Here is a 23,542-nt window from a genome sequence, read left to right as displayed (position 1 = left end):
GATCAGCCAACCTCCGCCTCCCTGAAATGAGAGGGGAGCTGGGAAAGTGGGAACGATTTTGGAAACGAAACAATTGACGGTTTGTTTCGGAGATCATGTGGCTGTGGACGATGTTAGCATCCAAGTCGAACAGCACCAGTTAAAGTCGATTATCGGTCCGAACGGGGCGGGAAAAACAACGTTTTTTCATTTGTTAAGCGGACAGTTAAAACCAACATACGGACGTGTTTTCTTCAAAGGAGAAGATATCACGAACTTGTCTCCTGCATTAAGGACAAGAAAAGGCATTGGACGATCATTTCAAATTACAAACATTTTTCCCCATCTAACTTGTTTTGAAAATGTCCGCCTTGCTGTTCAATCGAAGGAGAAAGTTTATTTTAACTGGTTTTCGCATGTGAAGCGTTTCAAAGAAATAGAAAGAAAGACATATGAATGGCTGGAGCTCGTTCTTTTGAACCATAAAGCGGGTGAATTGGCCGCTCACCTTGCACATGGAGAAAAGCGGAAGCTAGAAATCGCCATGCTGCTTGCACTAGAGACAGAGCTGCTTCTTTTAGATGAGCCGACGGCGGGCATGTCTCTTGAGGAAGTTCCGAAAATTCTGGAGGTGATTAAAAGAATTAAAGAACAAGGAAATCGAACGGTTTTATTAATCGAACATAAAATCGACATGGTTCTCGATTTATCGGATACGATTATGGTGCTTTTTAACGGGCGGCTGCTTGCTGATGGAAAGCCTGAGGAAATTATCGAAAATGAGCAAGTTCAGTCCGCGTACTTAGGGGGAATGTAAATGGCGCTTCTGAAAGTGGAAGGCGTTCATACGTTTATTCAGCAATATCACATTTTGCAAGGTGTATCATTTGAAGCGCAAGAAGGAAGGGTAACGGTTCTGCTCGGGAGAAATGGGGCAGGCAAAACGACGACATTGCGTTCCATTATGGGATTCTATAAAATCAACCAAGGCACGATCTGTTTTGATGGTGAACCGATTCATACGCTGCCCACTCACGAAATCGCCCGTAGAGGAATTAGCTATGTTCCCGAGGATCAAGGAATTTTTAGCGGATTAACGGTAGGAGAAAACTTAAACATTGCCATGCGGAAAAATGATGAAAACGATATGGAAAGGCTCGATTATGTGTTGAAACTTTTCCCGGATTTAAAAACATTTTGGCATAAAAAAGGCGGCCATTTAAGTGGTGGACAAAAACAAATGCTTGCCTTAGCGAGGGCGTATATTCATGACAGTCGGCTAATGCTCATTGATGAACCAAGCAAAGGGCTTGCCCCGATCATGGTTGAGAAAGTCATGGAATCCATTATACAACTGAAAGAAAAAAGAACAATCGTTCTCGTCGAACAAAATTTTATGATGGCAAGCGCGATTGGCGATGACTTTTACATTATTGACAACGGACGGACGGTGCATAGCGGGCGGATGGAACAATTGAAAGAAGACAAAGAAATGCGCCAACAGTATTTAGGGATTACGTAACAAGGAGGGTGAGATCATATGGACATTATATTCAGTTTAATCATCAACGGCTTGGCGACAGGCATGTTGCTTTTCTTGCTTGCGGCCGGCCTCAGCCTTATTTTCGGCTTGATGGATGTACTAAACTTTGCTCATGGGGCGCTGTTTCTTTGGGGGGCGTACGCCGGGATTTGGATCTATACATTAACCGATAGCTTTTTGCTCGGGATGGTGGCTGCGGTCGCCGCAGGGATTGTTCTTGGATATTTGTTGGAACGGTTCATTATTCTCCCTGTTTATGGAAATCATATTCAACAAATTTTAATCACTTTAGGCGCTATGCTTGTGTTAAGTGAATTGGTGAAAGTATTTTGGGGGCCGAATCAAATCGTGGCACAGCCACCGGAATATTTAGCGGGGAGTTGGGGGATTGGCGATTTCGTATTGATTAAATACAGGCTGTTTGTTATTTTGGTCGGGTTCATCGTATGGATTGCCTTGTTGCTTCTCCTAAACAAAACTAAGATCGGTTTAATTGTCCGTGCTGGTGTGATGAATAAAGAGATGGTACAGGCGTTAGGAATCAATATTCGAAAAGTATTTTTGTTTGTGTTTATTCTCGGGGCATCGATGGCCGGGCTTTCCGGCATCCTCCTTGGGCCGTATTCGGGGGTCATTCATTCGGGGATTGGTTTGGAATACGGAATTTTGGCGTTCATTGTGGTCATCATCGGAGGAATGGGAAGTATGCTTGGTTCGGTATTGGCCTCGGTGCTTGTTGGACTTGCCGGTTCATTTGCAGCTTATTATGTACCAGAGATTTCTGTCGGTGTCAATATGTTGATTATGCTGTTGATTTTGCTGTTTAAGCCGTCAGGATTAGCCGGGGATCAGGGGGCGGTGTAAGAGTGAGTCTGTCAAGGCGTTCCATCTCGTTGATGTGCGTGTTGCTTGTTCTAATCGCGTTGCCTTTTCTTTATGATTCTCGAACATTGCTTATATTGTTTAGCCAAGTTTTTATCTTTGCCGTATTTGCGATGAGTTATGATTTGCTGCTCGGGTATACGGGAGTGGTGTCATTCGGTCATGCCATGTTTTTCGGGATTGGTGCATATACGTTAGCTATTTTCATGAGAAGAATGGACGAATCGACTATGGCTGGCGTGTTTTTGGCCGCTCTCGTGACGCTCATGCTGTCGATGATTCTCAGCTTTACTATTGGTATGTTGACATTAAGGTTAAAAAGCCATTACTTTGCAATGTTGACTTTGGCTGTCGCCGGCTTGCTGATGGTAGTAGCGGAAAAATGGCGGTCCTTGACGATGGGAAATGACGGATTCACTTTTATGGTGCCAGATCCGTTTCGTGATCGACTGTCCTTTTATTTCATTTCCCTCTTGTTTATGGTGATCACTTATTTCTGTTTACAACGGTTTACAGAATCGCCCCTTGGAAGAGTACTAGTGGCGATCCGGGAAAATGAGGTACGCGCGGAATCTCTCGGTTACCGTGTGCTCTATTATAAGGTGATTGTCAATGTGGTGGCCGGCATTTTTGCCGGATTCAGCGGCATTTTATATGCAGTGAGTTTGCGTTTTGTCAATACATCGGTTTTCTCGACTGAGATCACGCTCGATGCGCTGTTAATGACAATCATCGGCGGTGTCGGCACTTTAATCGGGGCCATCATCGGCTCAGGGCTCATCGAATTGGCGAAACATGGTTTGATGGGTCTAGCAAAGGTGCATTGGATTTTTGAACGATGGATGATCTTTTTTGGAATTGTGTATATTCTCGCTGTCATGTTTTTTCCAAAAGGCATTGTCGGGGCATTAGGACAATGGAGAGATCGAAGAAAAAGAAAACAAACGGTTGTACATTCGGTTGCAAAAACGCAGTATGAAAAAACACTTTAGTCCACGGATGGAAAAAGTGAAGGAGATGGAATCTAATGAAAGACAAAAAAATAAAAATCAACGGTATTGATCTTCACCTCGTTGATTTTGGCGGTACAGGCGAAACAATTATTTGTGTCCATGGGTTAACGGCCAACAGCCGTTATTGGGATTCAGTGGCGGAACGTCTGGTGGACAGTTATCGTGTATTAGCCATCGATTTGAGAGGGCGTGGCGACAGCGAGAAGCCGAAATCCGGCTATAATATCCGCCAGCATACTGAAGATATTTTACAAGTTGTTAACCACCTTGGATTAGAGAAAATCATTTATATGGGACATTCCCTTGGCGCATTAATTGGCGCCAGTTTTGCTGCCACCTATCCACAGCGTTTATCTCGCTTGATTCTTGTTGATGGTGGGGTAAATATTGATGAACGAGTATTCGTGAAAATTCGCCCAGCCATTGACCGACTGGATACGGTGTTCCCCGATTTTGACACATATTTGAACGAAATGAAGAAAAATCCTTTTTTTGATGAATGGAACGAATATGTGGAGCAATATTTTTATGCAGATGTCGAGCATCGGTTTGACGGTTCTGTCTGTTCAAAGGTATGTAAGCAAGCGATCATGGAGGAATTGAATATGTTGAAAGAGACATCCATTGATGGATTTTACCAGCACATCAATATTCCAACTCTATTGTTATGGGCTCCCGACTCTTTTAAAGATGGGGAGACGTTTATGGTGACGAAGGAAAAATGGGAACGATTAACATCCTCTTTGCCACATAGTTATTTTGTGGAAATTCACGACGCCAATCATTACTCGATCATTTTATCAAAATATGAGCAACTGGTGGATGAGGTCAAGAAATTTTTGCATGACACTGAAAAGATTTGTTTCCAAAATCAACTCTAAGGGAAGGAAGCAACATGAAACGGATAGGGCTAAAATCAGTTGTATTGCCCAATGGGGAAACGATCGGTTATCGTGAGAGGGAAGGCGGAGAAAAACACGTCCTCCTTGTTCACGGCAACATGGTCTCGTCCAAGCATTGGGATTTGATGTTTGAACAGATGGATGAAACGTATAAGCTGTACGCTATCGATTTGCGCGGCCAAGGAATTTCATCGTACACCCGTCCGATCCACTCACTAAAGGATTTCTCTGAAGACGTCAAGCAATTTGTCGATATGCTTGGCCTTAAAACGTTTTCCCTTGTCGGCTGGTCAATGGGCGGCGGTGTGTGCATGCAATTTGCTGCTGATTACCCGGATCAAGTAGAAAAACTGGTTTTATTGGCTTCCGTTTCTACAAGAGGATATCCATTTTACAAAGTGGATGAGCGCGGGCAACCGATTTTGACGGAACGCTTGAGAACAAAAGAAGAGATCGCCCGTGATCCTTTGCGCAGTGTTCCGATCACTGATGCATACCGAAGAAAGGATAAACATTTTTTAAGGCAATTGTTTAATGCAACGATGTATGTGCATAACCAGCCTTCGCCAGAGAGGTATGAGGTTTACTTAGACGAGGTGTTGATGCAAAGAAATTTGCTTGACGTATACCATGCACTGAATCATTTTAATATCAGTCATTTTGATAATGGCCTAACCAAGGGAACAGGTGAGGTGGATCGTATTGTGGCTCCCACGCTTGTTGTTTGGGGAGAGCATGATCAGGTCGTCACGAAGAGTATGCAGGAAGAGATTGTTCATGATTTTGGCGAGAGAGCCAAGTTTACCATATTATCTAATGCCGGCCACTCACCGTTTACTGATAATCTTGAAGAGTTGTTGCAAGAACTTCAAAGTTTTCTTAGTTAGCGGGATCTATATAGAGCAGGAAGGTGAAAGGGCGAACAAGCCAAAGGCGTCACCGGCCAGGCGGTCGTGATCGATGGCGGGTATACGGCGCAGTAAACTCCCCCTTCGCCTTGCTTGAAGCGGGAGTCTTTTTTCGGGATTGACGATCTAACGTTTTGCCGCATGTCCATGCTGAGTTCAACGCGGCCGTTTTCTCTCGCAACGATAAAACGCCCCCGGCATTTTTAGCGACGGGGGCGTTTCGCTTCGAACGCTCAGCTCAAGGCAAATTCGAAGCTGGCTAGGATTTTGACTTCTTTCCCGACGAGGAATCCGCCAGTTTCGAGCGCGACGTTCCATACCAACCCGTAGTCTTCGCGGTTGATCGTTCCTTCGACATCAAAACCGACCGAGATGCCGCCGGTGAGCGGGTTTTTCACTTGGCCGTTGTATTCGACTTTGAACGTTTCTGTTCTCGTCACGCCGCGGATCGTCAGCTTCCCGGTCACTTCATATTCCGTGTCGGACAGCTTGCGCACGGATTCACTGACAAACGTAATGGTTGGATAGTTCTCGACATCGAAAAAGTCGGCCGAGCGGAGATGGTTGTCGCGGTCGGCGTTTTTCGTGTCGATCGAGGCGGCATCGATCGTCGCTTTGACTTTCAGCGACTCGAGTTCGTTGATGTCGCCTTCGACCTCAACGTCAAAGTTGGTGAATTCCCCTTTCGCTTTGGAGATCATCATATGTCTTACTTGGAAGGCGACAGAGCTGTGCGCTTTGTCGAGTTGGAATGTTGTCATCGCTTTTCCTCCTCTTTATGATTCATATTCGCACCACTATCATAACAAATGTATATCTCGAAATCAAATATTTTTTATTAAAGATTATTAGTATGGAGCACAGGGGGCTTTCCATGATAAGATGAAAGAAAAATGATGTGCGGAAAGGGAGAATAAGATGAATGAAATCGGCCTTTTAGCGAAAATCAAACAGCAAATGGAACGGTTTTCACCGGCGGAAAAAAAGATAGCCGCCTACATTCTCGACCATGCCGAACTCGTGCCGAATATGACGACGAAGGATTTGGCCCAGGCGGCTGACACAAGCGAAGCGAGCGTCGTTTGTTTTGCCTCATTCGTTGCTACTGAAGAAAAGAGCAGTTGGCCTGACGACGGAAAACATTTGACCTGTTTCGCAAGGGGACAGCATCATGATTTAGAAGGCTGGCGATTGAACAGGAAGCGGAGCGTCGTCCCTCGTTTCAAGTTGAGAACCTTTTATAAAACGTCGCTCTTCTTCGCATTCGCGCAACCGCCGGCTTATATATAAAGAAGCAGCTATTTTATGGCCTTTTAGACCCGCTTCAGCTCGAGAAAAAAAGCCGTTAAAAACTTCCGCACATTCATCCGGCATTCCGTCTCCATTTGGCCGCGCTCGAGTTCATTCATCCGCCGGCGGATGTCACCGAAATCAAACAGCCTCGGTGCGAAATGCTCAAACGTCGGGTTCGTGTAGTCAGTCAGGCCGAGGGAAGCGAGATGGGTGAACGCCTGCAGGACGAGGCGGCGGATGCGCTGTTCCATCGCCCGCGCTTCCTTGGCAGTTTCGCCAGGGGGGAGGCCGTATTCCCGCTCGACGAGTTCGGCGTACAGCTCTTTGAGCGGCGGCAGTTCGCGCACAGGCTGGCCTTTTGCTTCCTGTTCTGCCAACCAGCGCACCACGAGAAGCACGTCCGCGCTGCCCGCTTCTCCAGCGACCCCGAGAAGAAGGAGAAGCTGTTCGGCCTGCTGTTCCATGATGGACGGCTTGGAAACGGCGGTGTCGGCCGTTTGCGGCTCAAGCCCTTTGAGCACTTGACGGATTGACTCGAGCGAGCGGACGGCGGAGAGATGATCGGCGACGCGCTTGAGCACAGACAGCACTTCATAACGGTTGATCGGTTTTTGAATGTACGTGTCAATGCCATGCAAATAGGCTTGGCCGATCATTTCTTTGTTTTCCACTTGCGAGATCATGATGAATGTCCCCGGGAATCCTTCTTGGCGCAGCGCTTTGATCGTCTGAATTCCGTCGCGCCCCGGCATTAACAAGTCAATGAGCACGACGTCTACGTGAAGCAAGTCGGCCGCGCGGACGTTTAGCCCGTCTTCTGCACACCCGACCACCTCACCGAGCCCGGATTCATGAATTAATTTTTCAAGCATCTTTCTGACAACAGGGTCATCTTCGATTAGAAAAAAACGGAGCCCCATCTTCCCGTTCTCTCCCTTCCTTGACTTGCCTATATGACGGCATTTCCTTGCCGATCGGCGTTGCGATCGGAGAACATTTCGGCGGCGGACGGTGTGTCTTGCAGGAGGCGGGCTGTCGGCACGGCAAGACGAAATACCGTCTGCCCCGGCTCGCTTTTGACAAGCTGGAGATGCCCCCCAAGTGTTTGGGCGATATCGCGCGCATGGGTGAGACCGATGCCAGTCGACGGGTTGCCGCGCCGGTCGTATTTCGTTGTAAATCCGGGCTGGAAAATCCAGGCGATGTCATCAGCCGCAATGCCGGGGCCGGTGTCTTCCACTTCGATGATCAGCTCGCTTCCGCGGAGACGCGCATGCAAGGTGACGTCGCCTGCCTTCTCAATGGCTTCGACGGCATTGGATACTAAGTTGTTGAGCACGGAAAGAAGCGGATACAGCTGATCGGTCATAAGATCGATATGGCCGTTGTACGAAAAGGTGATCGTTTTTCCGGATAAGTTGGCGTATTTTTCATTGGCGCGAATGACCATGGCGCACAGTTCGGCGATCGGCACGCGTCCGCGCACCGATTGGCGGCCGATGAGCTTAGACAGGCCGGCGAAAATACGTTGCATATCTTTTTTCATCTCGTGAATATGTTCGGCAAGCTCCAGGGCGACGCGCGGTTCAACGTGTTTTCGTTCGATCAGCCGCGAGTAAAGGTCATAGCTTTGGCGCGTCATGTCTTCCATGAGAGCCATTGATTTTTGCAAGTAAAACATTTCTTCGTATAATCCGCTGCTCACCATCATGAGCCGCTCGAGTTCTTGCTTTCTCGCTTCAGCGAGTGAACGGACATGCTTTGTCACCCACATATTGTAAACGCCAATCACGCAAAAACTGCGCAAAATGGCGAACAACCATAAGACGATGATCGTTTGGCCGCTGAAGGAAAACGGTTCGCCCATCCCATATCGGATCCCTAGTTCACAGGTGTTCGCCAAAAAGTCGAGCGCTGCTCCAACCGTTCCAGCCTGAATCGGTGCGGCCATTCGTTGGCGAAACCGAACAGCAGCCGCCATCATGGAAAAGCTGATATAATACCCCGCTGCCGGGAGATGGGTCAGCAGACTCTCAGAAATCGACATTTCTCCGGTCAACGAGTCCAGAAAGACACGAAACCCAACGACCGCTGCTCCGGTGCTTGCGCCGATGACAAGCGGCGAAAGGGAGCGAAAGGCGACAAGCCCGAGAAAAAAGACGGCGCTGCCGAGTGAGACGCGAAACGGGCTGTCAAACGGATTCATTTTCATTTCACCTAGAAACGCAGCAGCCGAAAGCAAAAGCAAAAGAAGCCAAAGCGGTTCTTTTTTTGCTGGTGTCAGTGGACGTCACCGCCTTTGTGAAAGTCGTGAACGAATCTCCAATTCTATTATATAACAGGAAAGCGAAAACAACGGATGATTTTCGTGAAAAAATCTTCATTTCCCTTTTGGCGCCTCAACGAGTGATGGAAATGAACGCTCAAGGAGCGAGCGGTGCCGCGAATGGCAAGAAAAAACCGTATGCCCCAGCTGAAGAAGGGGATACGGTTTCCTTATCGCTGGCGGTATTCCAACCGGCGCGAAACGAGCGACAGCGAATAGTTGACGATAAAGTACATGAACGCCACCAGGATGAAAATCGGGATGACGAAATTGACGTTGCGGCCGTTAATGATTTGCGCATGGTTCATCAATTCCGGCAACGAAATGACAATGGCGAGCGACGTATCTTTCAATAAAGAAATGAATTGGCTGACGATCGGCGGAACCATGCGCCGCAATGCTTGCGGCAAAATGATGTACCATAGCGTCTGCCCATACGTAAGCCCCGATGAGCGCGCCGCTTCGATTTGCCCTTTGTCGATTGACTGCAGGCCGCTGCGGACGATTTCCGACAGCATGGCCGATTCAAAAATGACCAAGGCCGAAATGGCGGCATATAGTTTATCCAGCTTTAATCCAACTTCCGGAAGGGCAAAATACGTAAAGAAAATGATTAATAACAGCGGCAAATTCCGGATCGTTTCGACCAGCACGGCGAGCAGCTGGGAAAGCACTGGGATTTTCGTATAGCGAATGACCCCGATGACAATGCCGAAGATAAAACTCAAAACAATGGAAATGAACGCCACTTCCAACGTGACGAGAAACCCTTGAAGCAAAAACTTCAAATGGGCGGGCGCGTAAGCACCGGCAAAATCCATCATTTGGCCTCCTTTCCTACCGCGCCTTGAGCAACCGGCGCTCTAAGTAGCCGACGCCAAGGCTGAGCGGGATCGTTAAGACGAGGTAAAACAAGGCGACGAAAATATAAACGTCAAAGGTGACGAACGTTTTCGAGGAAATCAAGTCGCCGTAATACATTAAATCCAATCCGGCGATGACGCCAAGCACCGAAGAGTTTTTCACCAAGTTGATGAACTGGTTGCCAAGCGGCGGAATGACGATTTTCACCGCCTGCGGCAAGATGACGTAACGCATCGCCTGTAAGTAGGTCAACCCGGAGGAACGGGCCGCTTCCATTTGTCCTTTCGGAACGGCTTGAATGCCCGAGCGGATCGCTTCGGCGATAAAAGCAGCGGTATACACCATCAGTCCGAGCGTTCCGGCGGTAAACGAGTCAAACCGGATGCCGACGGCGGGCAAGCCCATAAAAAAAACAAAGACGATCAACACAAGCGGGATGTTGCGGATAAATTCCACGTACGCCGTTCCGACCCAATTGAGCGGGCGAATCGGCGCGATGCGGAAAATGGCGATGATGGTCCCTAAAGCCAAGCTGCCGATGAGGGCCAGCACGCTGGCCTTGATCGTATGGCCAAACCCTTGCATATACAAATCCCAATGTTCAACCAAAATGGAGAATCGTAGCAAGACGAAGCGCCTCCTTTCTTTGCGGAATCATAGCCCATCCTTTGGGCAAACAGGTGGGCGGATATGTTCCGCCCACCGTTTCGCCTGTTATTGTTGCGGCTTTTTGCCGATCCATTTTTCGTAGATCTTATCGTATTCGCCGTTTTCTTTAATTTCTTTCAAGTATTCGTTGATGACTTGCAGCAGTTCTTTGTCTCCTTTGCGGACGGCGATGCCGTACGGTTCTTCGGTGAACGTTTCATCCAGGACGCGATAGTTCGGATCTTGTTTCGCCATCCCCCAAAGCAGCGCGTTGTCCGTTGTCAGCGCATCGCCTTGGCCCGCTTTCAATGCGGTAAACGCTTCCGCGTAGTTTTCAAATTCAAGCACGTTGACTTGCGGGGCCGCTTTGCGGATGTTTTCCGCCGATGTCGAGCCTTTCGCCGTCAAGACCGTCATGCCTTTTTTCAAGTCTTTTACGCTGTTGATCGGGCTGTCTTTTTTCACAAGCAGCGATTGGCCTGCCATAAAGTACACATCCGAGAAATCGACTTCTTTTTTCCGTTCCTCGGTGATCGTCATGGTGGCGATGATCGCATCAATTTCCCCGTTGTTCAACATCGGGATGCGCGTTTTGGACGTCACTTCTTTCAATTCAATTTTGTTTTCATCACCGAGAATTTTTTTCGCCAGCCCTTTGGCAATATCAATGTCAAATCCTTCGACTTTTCCGGTTTCCGGGTTTTTCAACCCGAATAAGTTCAGATCGTATTTGACGCCAACAACAAGCTTGCCGCGTTGTTTAATTTTTTCAAGCGTATTGGCCGCTTCCGTTTTTTCTGACGATGTTCCGCCTTCCCCTTTGTCCGTCGTGCTGCAGCCCGTCAACGCGACAGCGCTCAATAAGGCCGTCAAGGCGACGGCGATCCACCATTTCCATGTTTTCTTTTTCATGAACAAAACCCCCTTTGATTGACCGGAATTAATGGTTTAGAATGCGGCTTAAAAACACGCGCGCCCGCTCCTCTTTCGGCGCCGCGAAAAACTCCTCAGGCGGCGCTTCTTCTAAAATGCGGCCTTGGTCCATAAAGACGATGCGGTCGGCCACCTCGCGGGCAAACCCCATTTCGTGGGTGACGACAACCATCGTCATCCCTTCTTTCGCCAGCTGCTTCATGACATCGAGCACCTCGCCGATCGTTTCCGGGTCAAGCGCCGATGTCGGCTCGTCAAACAGCATGATTTTCGGTTTCATCGCCAGCCCGCGGGCGATGGCGACGCGCTGCTGCTGGCCGCCGGACAGCGCGGACGGATAGGCGTTCGCTTTGTCTGGGATTCCGACTTTTTCTAAGTAATACATGGCGATTTCATTCGCCTCTTTTTCGGACATGCCGAGCACTTTGCGCGGCGCCAACGTGATGTTTTGCAAAACAGTCATGTGCGGGTATAGGTTGAAATGTTGAAACACCATGCCGATATTGCGCCGCAGCTCGTTGATGTTGACGCCTTTGTCGTTCACTTTGACGCCATCCACGATCAATTCGCCGCTTGAGATCGTCTCGAGCCGGTTGATGCAGCGCACGAGCGTGCTCTTGCCCGATCCGGATGGCCCGATGATGACGACGACTTCCCCTTGGTTGATCGTCAAGTTAATGTCTTTCAACACATGAAAATCGCCGTAGTATTTGTTGACTTGGTGGAAATAAATCAATAGCCCCCCTCCTTTGTGACAAATTTGTGAATGTTTTTCGAATTCATTGTAAATACACACCTACGAAAATCTACGGAAATCTACAAAAATTTTGTGAACCAAAGAAAAATCGAGGATGGACGCAAAGAGACGGAAGCTGTTTTTTGAATAGTAAGGCAAATGTCTTTGCAAATCCGCAGTTGAGGATTATAATGGGACATGAAGAATTTGGCATTGATTGCCGTCAAAAGGAGAGGGGAGCGAAGGTGAAGTATCGAAAACTCGGCCGCACGGGGCTGAAAGTCAGTGAGATTAGTTTAGGCAGCTGGCTTACATATGGAAATTCAGTGGAAAAAGAAGCCGCGATCCGCGTCATTGACAAGGCGTACGAACTTGGCATCAACTCGTTTGACACGGCGAACGTCTACGCGCGCGGGGAAGCGGAAAAAATCGTCGGCGAGGCGCTGCGCAAATATCCGCGCGAATCGTATGTCATCGCGACGAAAGTGTTTTGGCCGATGGGCGATGGTCCGAACGACCGCGGCCTGTCGCGCAAGCATGTGTTTGAGCAGCTCCATGCGAGCTTAAAGCGGCTGCAGCTTGATTATGTCGACATCTACTATTGCCACCGCTATGACAAAGAAACGCCGGTCGATGAGACGTTGCGCACGATCGACGACCTCGTCCGCCAAGGAAAAGTGCTGTATGTCGGCGTGAGCGAATGGACGGCCCAACAAATTCAAGAGGCGCTCGGCGTGGCCGACCGCTACCTGCTCGATCGGATCGTCGTCAACCAGCCGCAGTACAACATGTTCCATCGCTATATTGAAAAGGAAGTCATCCCGGTGTGCGAACAAAACGGCATCAGTCAAATCGTCTTCTCGCCGCTCGCCCAAGGGGTGCTGACCGGCAAATACAAGCGTGGCCAACAACCGCCAGCGGACAGCCGCGCTGCCGATCCGAAGGCGAACGCCTTTATCCAGCGGCTGCTGAACGATGATGTGTTGTCAAAAGTGGAACAACTCGAAAAAATCGCGGCTGAGCTTGGCATTACGTTGTCCCAGCTCGCCCTCGCCTGGGTGCTGCGCCAGCCGAACGTCGCCAGCGCCTTAATTGGCGCCAGCCGTCCGGAACAAGTCGAAGAAAACGTCAAGGCGGTCGATGTCGCGTTAAGCGAAGAAGTGATTGAGAAGATTGAGGGGGTTTTGGCGTAATCGAAAAATGGGGACAGGCTGACGCCTGTCTCCGTTTTCTTTTTTGATCCGTCCCGCATCGAAGGAGACTCCGTTTTCACGGGAGAGCGGAAAAGAATTGAGAGCGGCGATTGGATGATCGATTGACTTCTTTCCTTCTTCCTTCAAGCTGATCATAGACACGTTTGTGCTGGTGAACTACCCACCACCTGCGCTTGGCTTAGAGGTGGGGGCTTCAAGCGACTTGTGTGTGTTCGCCGAACGGTAAGCCGCACACAAGAACCCTTTACGCTTCCCTTCGTTCCGAAGGTGCCCGTTCTAGCCATATTCTATTATATTCGTTGGCTAACGCCAACCGACATTCATCTCCCCCTTTCACTTCGCTTAAAAGTGGGAGACTTCTTTCGGAAGAAAGATGTTAAAAGAGGATTTTTCTTACGGGTGGCGAACGATACAAACAAGTGAACAAGCAAGGGAGGGATGGCGATGACCGCTGTTCGCCGTATAGGGCTGACTCTTAGCGGCAGCCAAACGATGCACGAGGCCATCCAGTTGTTGGCGGAACATGGGATAGCTGCGGTTGATGTGGTTGACGAGCACGGCCGAACGATCGGGCGGTGCACACAGCGGATGCTGCTATGGGCAGCAGCGCGTGAGATGGACCGCACGACGCCGATCAGGAATGTATTGGCGGCGTTTTCATCGGAAGCAGGACGTGAAGACAGCGGCGCAGAGACAATGAACATGGAAGTCGACTCCGCCGCGGCTGCCGAGTTGGAACGCTTGCGGCATGAACTTGAGGAAGCGCATCGTCTGGCGGAGACGATGAAAACCGTATTGGATGCGGCGTATGAAGGCGTAGTCGTTGTTGACGGGAACGGTGTGATCCGCGAAATCAACCGGGCGTATTGCCAGTTTCTCGGCATCCGCCGGGAAGAAGCGATCGGGAAGCACGTGACGGAAGTGATCGAAAACACCCGTCTGCACATTTGCGTTCAATCCGGCATTCCTGAACGTGGATACATTCAAAAGATTTACGGCCAGCCGATGGTCGTGCACCGCATTCCGATTTGGCGGGACGGCAAGGTGATCGGGGCGATCGGCATGCTTATTTTCCAAGGGGTATCGGAAGTATACGAAATTTTCCGCCGCCTGCAGGAGCTGTCGCGTGAAGCGAGCCGAAAAGAATCGAAAGAAGATGAAGAATCAAAACGCAAGGCTGCTGCGCCTGCGGCCGTCGGAGTCGAGCGCATCATCGGCCGCCACCCGGCGATCGCCGCTGTGAAGCAGATGATCCGCCGAGCGGCGCGCGTGCCGTCGACGGTGCTCATTACCGGTGAAAGCGGAACGGGGAAAGAGGTGGTGGCGCGGGCGATCCATGAGGGGGGCCCGCATGCGGACGGACCGTTTGTCAGCGTGAATTGCGCCGCCATCCCTGAGTCGTTGTTGGAAGCGGAGCTGTTCGGCTATGAAGATGGGGCGTTCACTGGCGCGAAAAAAGGGGGGAAGCCCGGCAAATTCCAGCTCGCCCATCGGGGGACGCTGTTTTTGGATGAAATTGGCGATATGCCGCTGGCCATGCAGGCGAAAATTTTGCGCGCCCTCGAAGAAAAGAAGGTGGAGAAAGTCGGCGGGGTGTCGGAAACAGAAGTCGATGTGCGCATCATCGCCGCGACGAACAAACCGCTTGAAGACATGGTGCGGGAAGGAACGTTCCGGGAAGATTTGTTTTACCGCCTGAACATCATTCGCATTCATCTTCCGCCGCTGCGCGAGCGGAAAACGGATATTCCGGCGCTGCTCGCCCACCATATGGAACGGATGTGCCGGCAGTTTGGCGTCGCGTTGAAGTCGTTTACCAAAGAGGCCATGGAAGTGCTTGTCGACTATTCCTGGCCGGGAAACATCCGCGAGCTGGTCAACGTCGTCGAATGGCTGATCAGCATGGTTGAAGGAGATGTGATCGAACGCGAACACTTGCCAGCGTATTTGTCGACCGTTCAACCGGCCGTCTCCGCTTTGCCAGATCAGGGTGTGAGAATAGCGGACCTATGGAAAGAAATGGTTTACCAATCCGAGCGGGAACGAATCGCTGCGGCGCTGGTGGCGGCGGGCGGCAATAAGGCGGAAGCGGCAAGGAGGCTCGGCATTCACCGCTCGACGTTATATGAAAAATTGAAAAAATACGGATTATAGACACAACGGCGGAACAGCCGTTGTTTTTGTTGTGATGTCGGATTAGTGTCTGGTTATTGTTTGATAGATGTCTTGTTTGTGTCGGTGATGGCGCTTTTGTTTTGAATCGACTTCCTTGTTGCGGTGCGCTTTGTATGTTGGCACGAAACTTGCTTTCTAAAAGAGGTGAAACCGTTATCAAAATCAGGAGGGGACGCGATGTACGAATTGTTGGTGCCCAGCCGGGTTGTGTATGGGCGCAATACGTTCGCCGAAGTCGGCCCACAGGCAAAAGCGCTCGGAACGAAAGCGCTCATCGTCAGCGACCCGGTGATGGAGAACATCGGGGTGGTTGCCCGCTGTGAGCAATATTTGCAAGAAGCAGGGCTGCCGTTTGTGAAGTATACAGGAGTCGACAGCGAGCCGACGAATGTGCATGTGAAAGAGGCGCTTGACGTCTGCCGGAGCGAGCGGTGCGATGTCGTCATCGCCATCGGCGGCGGCAGCAGCATTGACGCCGCCAAGGCGGTCGCCGTCATGATGACAAATGAAGGGGAGATCAGCGACTATATCGGCAATCAAAAGCGGTTTGCCGAAAAACCGCTGCCGCTCATTGCCATTCCGACAACGGCCGGAACGGGTTCGGAAGTGACGAAAGTAACGGTCATTATCAATACGAAGACGGACGTCAAAATGATGATTTCCCAACCGGAGCTGCTTCCAGCCGTGGCGATCGTCGACCCGTTGCTCACGGTTTCGTGCCCGCCGTCCGTCACCGCGGCCACGGGCGTCGACGCCCTCTGCCATGCGATCGAGGCGTACATTTCCCGACGCGCCCACCCGGTGACCGATGCGCTGGCGCTCTCTGCCATCGAAGCGATCGTCGGTCATTTGCGCCGGGCGTATGAAAACGGTCAAGACATCGAAGCGCGGGAAAAAATGGCGATCGCCGCCATGAAAGCCGGCATGGCGTTTTCCAACGCCTCGGTGACGCTTGTGCACGGCATGTCGCGGCCGATCGGCGCGCTTTTCCACGTGCCGCACGGCGTATCGAACGCGATGTTGCTGCCGGGGGTGCTGGAGTTTACAAAAGACAGCGCCATCGAACGATTGGCGGTGATCGCCCGAATCATCAAGCCGCCGCTCAAAGACGTTTCCGATACGGAAGCAGCTGAGGCGCTTGTTGAAGAAGTGAAACAGCTTTGCCGCGATTTGCGCATTCCGAATATGAAAACGTGGGGCATCGACAAAGCGGCGTTTGACAAAGCGGTTGATAAAATGGCGGCCGATGCGCTCGCGAGCGGCAGTCCAAGCAACAATCCGAAAGTGCCGACCCATGAGGAAATCGTCGCCTTGTACCATTATTGTTATGACTATCAGTACGACACCAAAACCGTAAGTTCGTAAATGAGTCCGACGGCTGGGATGGCGATTGCAGGACGCATGACAGCGACCAGCAGCAAACGGACAGCAAAGAACGCCGCTTTTTGGAAGCGTTCAGCCCGCCGGCCGTTTCCGCGAAAGGAAGCGCTCGTCGATCATCCATAGCCCTTGTGTGCGTTCATGAACCAATCTTTTGAAAGATCGACTAGAAAGGTGGTTTCATCCATGAGTTCCGTGACCGAAACGAAAACATTGAAAAATTTTATCGGCGGCCAATGGGTCGCGTCAACATCCGGAAAAGAAGAAATCGTGCCGAACCCGGCGACAGGAGAAGTGCTGGCGAAAGTGCCGCTCTCTTCGCGCGAGGAGCTTGATGCGGCGGTGGCGGCTGCGAAAGAAGCGTTCCGCGAATGGCGCAAAGTGCCCGTTCCGCGCCGCGCCCGCATTTTGTTCCGCTACCAGCAGCTCCTTGTCGAGCATTGGGAGGAGCTTGCCCGCCTTGTGACATTGGAAAACGGCAAAGTGTACGAAGACGCCTACGGCGAAGTGCAGCGCGGCATCGAATGCGTCGAATTTGCGGCGGGAATTCCGACGCTTATGATGGGCCAACAGCTGCCGGATATCGCGACCGGCATCGAATCGGGCATGTACCGTTACCCGCTTGGCGTTGTTGCCGGCATTACGCCGTTTAACTTCCCGATGATGGTGCCGTGCTGGATGTTCCCGCTTGCCATCGCTTGCGGCAACACGTTTGTGTTGAAGCCGTCCGAGCGGACGCCGATGCTCGCCAACCGTTTGGCAGAGCTGTTCACCGAAGCCGGCCTGCCGGCGGGGGTGCTCAATATCGTCCACGGAGCGCATGAAGTCGTGAACGGCATTTTAGAGCACAAAGATATTAAAGCCGTCTCGTTCGTCGGCTCACAGCCGGTCGCCGAATATGTGTACAAAACGGCCGCCGCCCACGGCAAGCGCGTACAGGCGCTGGCTGGCGCGAAAAACCATTCGATCGTCATGCCGGACGCCGACCTTGATATGGCGGTGACGAACATCATCAACGCCGCGTTCGGTTCGGCGGGCGAGCGGTGCATGGCGTGTTCGGTCGTCGTTGCTGTCGGCGATATCGCTGATGAGTTAGTGAAACGGCTCAAAGAAGCCGCCGATCGCATCCAAATCGGCAACGGGCTCGACCAAGGCGTCTTTTTAGGCCCGGTCATCCGCGAGTCGCACAAAGAACGGACGATCAAATACATCGAAATCGGCGAAAAAGAAGGGGCGCTCCTTGTCCGCGATGGCCGCCGCGACTCGGCGACGAGCGGAAAAGGGTATTTCATCGGCCCGACGATTTTCGACCATGTCAAACCGGGCATGACGATTTGGACGGACGAAATTTTTGCCCCGGTTCTGTCGGTCGTCCGCGCCCGCGATTTGGACGAAGCGATTGAGATCGCCAACCGGTCGGAATTCGCCAACGGCGCCTGCATCTACACGGACAGCGCCAAAGCGATCCGCCAGTTCCGTGAAGAAATCGACGCTGGCATGCTCGGTATCAACGTCGCCGTCCCAGCGCCGATGGCGTTTTTCCCATTCTCAGGCTACAAAAACTCGTTCTATGGCGACCTCCACGCCAACGGCCGCGACGGCGTCGAGTTTTATACGAGAAAGAAAATGGTGACGGCGAGATATGAATAGGAAAACAATGAAGCAGCCCGCTTGGATTCGGGCTGCTTTTTTATCACCTCACACTGAGTCGTGACGGCATTCAAAAGGCGCGAAGTGTGATAGAATAAAATAAAAAAGGGTGTGAGCTTCATGGCTATGGACTACTTTCAGGTGAACTTGCCGAAAGAGTTTTTGCCCGCCATTAATGAATTGGAAGGCAGCACTGTTGAGGCGAAAATAAAGCTTTCATTGGCGATTGGGCTGTTTGTTGGAAAACAGGTGACGCTAGCGAAAGCGGCTGAATTGGCAGGAAAATCCTTAGGGGAATTTATCGATGTATTGCGTTCGAAGGCGATTCCTTGGATGGAATATTACGGAGGAACACATCAAAGATGATTGGGACACGGTGCAACAATTGAGCAATGAAAATAGGGATCGCAATGAGTAGGGTTACGGTCAACTCTACACCGATTATAGGTCTGTCGATCGTTGGTCAATTGACTCTTTTGTCTGACCTATTTGATGAAGTATATGTTCCGGAAGCTGTCTATCAAGAAATTGTTCATCACCATGCCCCACGCCATTATGGAAAAGAAGAGCTCAAACGATTGGTCAACGAGGGGGTGTTTCGACTATACCATGTAAAAAATCGCGGCCTTGTTGAAAGTTTGTATGGAAAATTCCATGCCGGGGAGTTAGAAGTTATTATTGGAGCGAAAGAACTTGGTGCTCAAGCCGTTGTGATGGATGAGCATGCTGCTAGACCATTGTCGAAACAATTCTTTTTAACATCTTTCCGAAAGAAGTCTCCCGCTTTGAAACGAAGTGAAAGTGGGAGATGAATGTCGGTTGGCGTCAGCCAACGAATAGGATAGAATATGGCTAGAACGGACACCTTCGGAACGAAGGGAAGCGTAAAGGGTTCTTGTGTGTGGCTTACCGTTCGGCGAACACACACAAGTCGCTTGAAGCCCCCATCTCTAAGCGAAGCGTAGGTGGTGGGTAGTTCACGGCCTATCGGTACAATTGGAGTTTTGATTCTAGGGAAGAAAAACAGGAAAATAGCGGAAGTCAAGCCGCTGTTAGACACTCTGCTTGACAATGGATTTTATCTCTCCCAACGTCTCTATCGAGAGGCGTTGTCGTTGGCAGAAGAAACGCCGTAACCCCGCCCGCCGCGCGGGGTTTTCTTTTTTAACCCCTGTCAACAACCCCCTTGACAAAATCGCGTTTACTTATCATTGAAGGGCCGGTTGTAAGCGTTTTAAGATAAAGATACAGTCAAGCAAAAGGAGGAGCGACGTTATGACGCATACAACCGGAAATGAAACAGGATTCCGTGTGAAGATTCAGCGGTTTGGCAGTTATTTGAGCGGCATGATTATGCCGAATATCGGCGCGTTTATCGCCTGGGGGCTGATTACCGCCCTATTTATCCCGACCGGCTGGCTGCCGAACGAGACGTTTGCCAAGCTCGTCGGGCCGATGATTACGTATTTGCTGCCGCTGTTGATTGGCTATACGGGCGGCAAAATGATTTACGACGTCCGCGGTGGCGTCGTTGGGGCGACGGCGACGATGGGGGTCATCGTCGGTTCGGACATCCCGATGTTTTTAGGCGCGATGATCATGGGGCCGCTTGGCGGTTATGTGATCAAAAAAGTGGATGGATTGTTCCAAGGGAAAGTGAAGCAAGGATTTGAGATGCTTGTCAACAACTTCTCAGCCGGGATTATCGGCGGCGTGTTGACGCTGCTCGCCTTTAAAGGAGTCGGCCCGGTCATCTCGCTCATCAGCAAAACATTAGCGGCCGGAGTGGAAAAAATCATTGATTGGCATTTGTTGCCGCTGGCGAACTTGTTCATCGAGCCAGGGAAAGTGCTGTTCTTGAACAACGCAATCAACCATGGGATTTTAAGTCCGCTTGGCGTCGAGCAAGCAGCAAAAACCGGGAAATCGATTTTGTTCTTATTGGAAACGAACCCTGGTCCAGGGTTGGGGATTTTGCTCGCGTATTGGCTGTTTGGCAAGGGGATGGCGAAACAATCGGCGCCGGGGGCGGTCATCATCCACTTCCTTGGCGGGATTCATGAAATTTACTTCCCGTACATTCTCATGCGCCCGATTTTGATTTTGGCAGCCATGGCAGGCGGCGTGAGCGGGGTGTTCACGTTTACCATCCTCAACGCCGGGCTTGTGGCCGTGCCGTCGCCGGGAAGCATTTTCGCCTTGCTGGCGATGACGCCAAAAGGGAATTACTTTGGCGTGCTAGCCGGCGTGTTCGTCGCCGCAGCGGTATCGTTCCTCGTCGCGTCGGTGTTCTTGAAATCGGCGAAACAAAACGAAGAGGAAGAAGACTTGGCCAAGGCGGCAGAAAAAATGCAACAGTTAAAAGGGAAACAAAGCCAAGTGGCGGCCGCGTTGCAGCAACAAGAGGAAGTGGCAACGGCGGTGGCGGAACAGGCCGTCCCTGCACGGGTCAAAAGAATTGTCTTTGCGTGTGACGCCGGAATGGGCTCGAGCGCGATGGGAGCGTCGATTTTGCGCAACAAAGTACAAAAGGCCGGGCTCGATATCGAAGTGACGAATACAGCGATCAACCAGCTTCCGGCCGACGCCGACATCGTCGTCACCCATCAAAATTTAACCGACCGGGCGAAGGCAAAATTGCCGAACGCCTACCACGTATCGGTCGAAAACTTCTTAAGCAGCCCGAAGTACGATGAGTTGATTGAACAATTGAAAAAGAACGCGTAAATCGGCATGAAACGCAGGGGAAATGGCGTTCCCCCTGCGTTTTGTTTTACGGCAGCCTGCTGTTTCGAGTCGGTTTTCCGGCCAGCAGGGTTGGTTTTGGCGCCGAAAAAGGAATCATGAATGTGAAATTAAAAACTGTCAACAATAACAATGACGAAAATGAAACATCTCTTCATTGTCAAATCAAGAAAAAAGCCCTTACAATAAGAGATGAAGAACCGATTGGCCAATTTAAACCTGTCAACAATACGATCGAAGATGGGAGGTGAACGGCGATGTACGTATCGGCAAGGGAGCGGAAGCTGCTTGAGCGTTTGTTAGCAAGCGACCGTGATTTGACCGTCGGCGAACTGGCCGAGGATCTGAATGTCAGCGCCCGTACGGTTCACCGCGATTTGCAAGGGCTCGAATCGGTGTTGCGTCGTTACGGGCTGGAGTTGGTGAAAAAGGCAGGAGTCGGCGTTCGGCTCATCGGAAGGGAAGAAAACAAACAGGCGCTAGCCACAGAGCTGCTCCGTCTTTCCCATCATGAATATACACCGGAAGAGCGGCAGCTCATGATTTTAATCGCCCTGTTGGAAGCGGCCGAGCCGGTGAAACTTGTCTCCTTGGCAAATGACTTGAATGTGACGGTGGCGACCGTCAGCTTTGATTTGGACAAATTGGAACAAACAATCGAAACGTATGGGCTTTCGCTCATCCGCAAGCGTGGATACGGGGTGGAACTGGCCGGTTCAGAATCGGCGAAACGGCGCTTGATGAGCGATTTGTTGTTCCGCCATGTGAATGAACACGAATTTTTGGCGCTCATGAAAGAGACGATCCAAAGGCGCGCTGACGAACCGCTTGATACGATGGCGGAAAAACTGCTCGGGTTCATCGACCGGAAAAAGCTTGCCATCATTGAGCAGCAAATCGAGCAAGTGAAAGAAACGCTCCCGTTTCCGATGGCCGATAGCTCGTACATCGCCTTTGTCGTCCATTTGGCTCTAGCGATCGAGCGCATCAAGCGGGGAGAAGCGATCCACTTCGATCCGCGGGATTTGCAGGCGCTTCAAGCGACGAACGAATACGAAATCGCTCGCGTGCTCGCCGAATCGTTGGAAAAAGTCTTTGGCGTTGCCATCCCCAGCGAGGAGATCGGCTATATGACGATGCACTTGATGGGAGCGAAATGGCGCAGCCGCCAAGGGACGATGATGGAGGAGGCAAGTTTGGCGGTTGGCATGAAAGCGCAGCAACTCATCCGCTTTGTCAGCCGCGAACTTGGCGTCGATTTGTCCGCCGACCGCACGCTGTATGAAGATTTGGTCGTCCACTTGAAGCCAGCCCTGTACCGCTTGGAGCACGGGATGGGGGTATCCAATCCGCTGCTTGAGCAAATTAAGCGGGACTATGCGGAGCTGTTCGCCATTGTCGCAGAAGGGGCAAAGCAACTGTTTGGCAACGTCCCGATGCCTGAGGAGGAGATCGGCTATTTAGTGCTCCATTTTGCCTCCGCGCTCATGCGGGAGAAAAAAGGCTGGCGGGTGTTAGTCATTTGTTCGAGCGGGCTTGGGACGGCGAAAATTTTAGCGACGAGGCTGAAAAAAGAGATTCCGGACATTGTTTCGCTGGAACAAGCGTCCGTGTTTGAATGGAAAGAGAAAGATGCAAGCGCGTATGACCTTGTCGTCTCGACCGTGCCGCTGGCCGATGAAGGCGGCCCATATTTCACCGTCAGCCCGATGTTGACGGAAGAGGAAGCGCGGGCGATTCGTGAATTTTTAGAGCGAAAATCGGCCGCTGAAAAGCGGATGAGGAAAGAGTCAATCGCACAGAGAAACAGGCCAGCGCTCGAGGCGATGAAGGCGGTTCGGCGCATCAGCGAGACGGTCGTCCACCTGTTGGACGGTTTTTCCCTCGAGGTGGTCAAGAGGCGCTCTGTTCATGAACTATTGACGGACGCGTGCCGCCGCCTCGAACGAAGCGGCGTCATCGTCGATGCCGATGTCGTCATCGAGGAGCTGCGGCGCCGCGAGTCGCTTGGCGGGCTTGGCGTCCCTGGCACGACGCTGGCGCTTTACCACGCTCGAAGCTTCGCTGTCCTTCGTCCATCTCTGACGATGTACCGACTTGATGCGCCGCAAACGGTGCCCGGCATGGACGGGGAGCCGATGGAGATCAACACGGTTGTGCTGCTGCTCGGGCCGTCAGATGCCGATAAGGAGATGCTCGCTGTGTTAAGCGAGGTCAGCTCCTTGCTCGTGAAGGATGAGCAAAGCCTTGCCGTTTTGGCGCATGGCGGCGAGGAAGAAGTGTATTCACTTGTCAGCGCCCATTTGGAGCAATTTTTTGATCATTACTGGACATCAATGAAGGAGTGAAAA

24 protein-coding genes are annotated in these 23,542 nt (G+C 51.2%); 17 read left to right on the top strand and 7 right to left on the bottom strand.

Going from position 1 to position 23,542, the window contains the following annotated elements; all coding sequences use genetic code 11:
- Positions 1 to 46: 46 nt before the first annotated feature.
- Genes GHH_RS10030 through GHH_RS10005 form a run of 6 tightly spaced genes read left to right on the top strand, consistent with a single transcriptional unit; the run spans position 47 to position 5,206 of the window.
- Positions 47 to 796 carry an ABC transporter ATP-binding protein gene (locus GHH_RS10030; RefSeq protein WP_015375061.1) on the top strand — a complete coding sequence of 250 codons (750 nt, stop codon included), beginning with the start codon at positions 47 to 49 and terminating at the stop codon, positions 794 to 796.
- Positions 797 to 1,501 carry an ABC transporter ATP-binding protein gene (locus tag GHH_RS10025; protein WP_015375060.1) on the top strand — a complete coding sequence of 235 codons (705 nt, stop codon included), beginning with the start codon at positions 797 to 799 and terminating at the stop codon, positions 1,499 to 1,501.
- 18 nt (positions 1,502 to 1,519) lie between these two features.
- Complete coding sequence (locus tag GHH_RS10020) at positions 1,520 to 2,386, top strand: branched-chain amino acid ABC transporter permease (RefSeq protein ID WP_015375059.1); 867 nt, start codon at positions 1,520 to 1,522, stop codon at positions 2,384 to 2,386.
- 32 nt (positions 2,387 to 2,418) lie between these two features.
- Positions 2,419 to 3,396, top strand: coding sequence for a branched-chain amino acid ABC transporter permease (locus tag GHH_RS10015; protein WP_051049832.1), 978 nt, complete (start codon positions 2,419 to 2,421; stop codon positions 3,394 to 3,396).
- Between the two features lie 35 nt (positions 3,397 to 3,431).
- A complete protein-coding gene (locus tag GHH_RS10010) occupies positions 3,432 to 4,298 on the top strand; it encodes an alpha/beta fold hydrolase (RefSeq protein ID WP_015375057.1) in 867 nt (288 codons plus the stop codon).
- Between the two features lie 14 nt (positions 4,299 to 4,312).
- Positions 4,313 to 5,206: an alpha/beta fold hydrolase gene (locus GHH_RS10005; RefSeq protein WP_015375056.1), complete on the top strand. Its 894-nt coding sequence runs from the start codon at positions 4,313 to 4,315 to the stop codon at positions 5,204 to 5,206.
- A 254-nt stretch (positions 5,207 to 5,460) separates the two neighbouring features.
- Here GHH_RS10005 and GHH_RS10000 read toward each other — a convergent pair whose 3' ends face one another.
- Complete coding sequence (locus GHH_RS10000) at positions 5,461 to 5,988, bottom strand: YceI family protein (RefSeq protein ID WP_015375055.1); 528 nt, start codon at positions 5,986 to 5,988, stop codon at positions 5,461 to 5,463.
- A 157-nt stretch (positions 5,989 to 6,145) separates the two neighbouring features.
- On the opposite strand from GHH_RS10000, the gene GHH_RS18290 reads away from it, so the two are divergent.
- Complete coding sequence (locus GHH_RS18290; protein WP_015375054.1) at positions 6,146 to 6,517, top strand: MurR/RpiR family transcriptional regulator; 372 nt, start codon at positions 6,146 to 6,148, stop codon at positions 6,515 to 6,517.
- Between the two features lie 23 nt (positions 6,518 to 6,540).
- On the opposite strand, the gene GHH_RS09990 is transcribed toward GHH_RS18290, so the two are convergent.
- The 6 genes from GHH_RS09990 to GHH_RS09965 form a co-directional block, all read right to left on the bottom strand.
- On the bottom strand, positions 6,541 to 7,440 hold the full coding sequence (locus tag GHH_RS09990) for a response regulator (RefSeq protein WP_015375053.1): 900 nt from the start codon (positions 7,438 to 7,440) through the stop codon (positions 6,541 to 6,543).
- Positions 7,441 to 7,469: 29 nt separating this feature from the next.
- Entirely contained in the window at positions 7,470 to 8,726 is a 1,257-nt protein-coding gene (locus tag GHH_RS09985) for a HAMP domain-containing sensor histidine kinase (RefSeq protein ID WP_015375052.1), read from the bottom strand.
- A 290-nt stretch (positions 8,727 to 9,016) separates the two neighbouring features.
- Positions 9,017 to 9,667, bottom strand: a complete 651-nt coding sequence (locus GHH_RS09980; RefSeq protein ID WP_015375051.1) for an amino acid ABC transporter permease — start codon at positions 9,665 to 9,667, stop codon at positions 9,017 to 9,019.
- Between the two features lie 16 nt (positions 9,668 to 9,683).
- Positions 9,684 to 10,337, bottom strand: coding sequence for an amino acid ABC transporter permease (locus GHH_RS09975; protein WP_015375050.1), 654 nt, complete (start codon positions 10,335 to 10,337; stop codon positions 9,684 to 9,686).
- 87 nt (positions 10,338 to 10,424) lie between these two features.
- On the bottom strand, positions 10,425 to 11,270 hold the full coding sequence (locus tag GHH_RS09970) for a glutamate ABC transporter substrate-binding protein (protein WP_015375049.1): 846 nt from the start codon (positions 11,268 to 11,270) through the stop codon (positions 10,425 to 10,427).
- Between the two features lie 28 nt (positions 11,271 to 11,298).
- Positions 11,299 to 12,027, bottom strand: coding sequence for an amino acid ABC transporter ATP-binding protein (locus tag GHH_RS09965; protein ID WP_015375048.1), 729 nt, complete (start codon positions 12,025 to 12,027; stop codon positions 11,299 to 11,301).
- A 245-nt stretch (positions 12,028 to 12,272) separates the two neighbouring features.
- On the opposite strand from GHH_RS09965, the gene GHH_RS09960 reads away from it, so the two are divergent.
- The 10 genes from GHH_RS09960 (at position 12,273) to GHH_RS09920 (ending at position 23,539) form a co-directional block, all read left to right on the top strand.
- Positions 12,273 to 13,220, top strand: a complete 948-nt coding sequence (locus GHH_RS09960) for an aldo/keto reductase family protein (protein ID WP_041470499.1) — start codon at positions 12,273 to 12,275, stop codon at positions 13,218 to 13,220.
- Positions 13,221 to 13,679: 459 nt separating this feature from the next.
- Entirely contained in the window at positions 13,680 to 15,395 is a 1,716-nt protein-coding gene (locus tag GHH_RS09955) for a sigma 54-interacting transcriptional regulator (RefSeq protein ID WP_371198444.1), read from the top strand.
- 198 nt (positions 15,396 to 15,593) lie between these two features.
- On the top strand, positions 15,594 to 16,781 hold the full coding sequence (locus GHH_RS09950) for an iron-containing alcohol dehydrogenase (protein ID WP_015375045.1): 1,188 nt from the start codon (positions 15,594 to 15,596) through the stop codon (positions 16,779 to 16,781).
- Between the two features lie 201 nt (positions 16,782 to 16,982).
- Positions 16,983 to 18,446: a CoA-acylating methylmalonate-semialdehyde dehydrogenase gene (locus GHH_RS09945; protein WP_015375044.1), complete on the top strand. Its 1,464-nt coding sequence runs from the start codon at positions 16,983 to 16,985 to the stop codon at positions 18,444 to 18,446.
- 120 nt (positions 18,447 to 18,566) lie between these two features.
- Positions 18,567 to 18,812: a UPF0175 family protein gene (locus GHH_RS09940; RefSeq protein WP_236612563.1), complete on the top strand. Its 246-nt coding sequence runs from the start codon at positions 18,567 to 18,569 to the stop codon at positions 18,810 to 18,812.
- A 44-nt stretch (positions 18,813 to 18,856) separates the two neighbouring features.
- Positions 18,857 to 19,258: a hypothetical protein gene (locus GHH_RS09935; RefSeq protein WP_015375042.1), complete on the top strand. Its 402-nt coding sequence runs from the start codon at positions 18,857 to 18,859 to the stop codon at positions 19,256 to 19,258.
- Between the two features lie 153 nt (positions 19,259 to 19,411).
- A complete protein-coding gene (locus GHH_RS18285; RefSeq protein WP_081601531.1) occupies positions 19,412 to 19,582 on the top strand; it encodes a DUF3368 domain-containing protein in 171 nt (56 codons plus the stop codon).
- A gap of 139 nt (positions 19,583 to 19,721) precedes the next feature.
- Positions 19,722 to 21,173 carry a PTS mannitol transporter subunit IICB gene (locus tag GHH_RS09930; RefSeq protein ID WP_015375041.1) on the top strand — a complete coding sequence of 484 codons (1,452 nt, stop codon included), beginning with the start codon at positions 19,722 to 19,724 and terminating at the stop codon, positions 21,171 to 21,173.
- A 41-nt stretch (positions 21,174 to 21,214) separates the two neighbouring features.
- On the top strand, positions 21,215 to 21,442 hold the full coding sequence (locus GHH_RS09925; protein ID WP_020756938.1) for a hypothetical protein: 228 nt from the start codon (positions 21,215 to 21,217) through the stop codon (positions 21,440 to 21,442).
- 6 nt (positions 21,443 to 21,448) lie between these two features.
- Positions 21,449 to 23,539, top strand: a complete 2,091-nt coding sequence (locus tag GHH_RS09920; RefSeq protein WP_015375040.1) for a BglG family transcription antiterminator — start codon at positions 21,449 to 21,451, stop codon at positions 23,537 to 23,539.
- Positions 23,540 to 23,542: the final 3 nt, after the last annotated feature.

Source organism: Geobacillus sp. GHH01 (genome assembly GCF_000336445.1).
In the GTDB taxonomy this organism is placed as follows: domain Bacteria; phylum Bacillota; class Bacilli; order Bacillales; family Anoxybacillaceae; genus Geobacillus; species Geobacillus zalihae.
The sequence above is the reverse complement of the archived record's forward strand: the minus strand, read 5'-3'. Positions and strand labels throughout refer to the sequence as shown.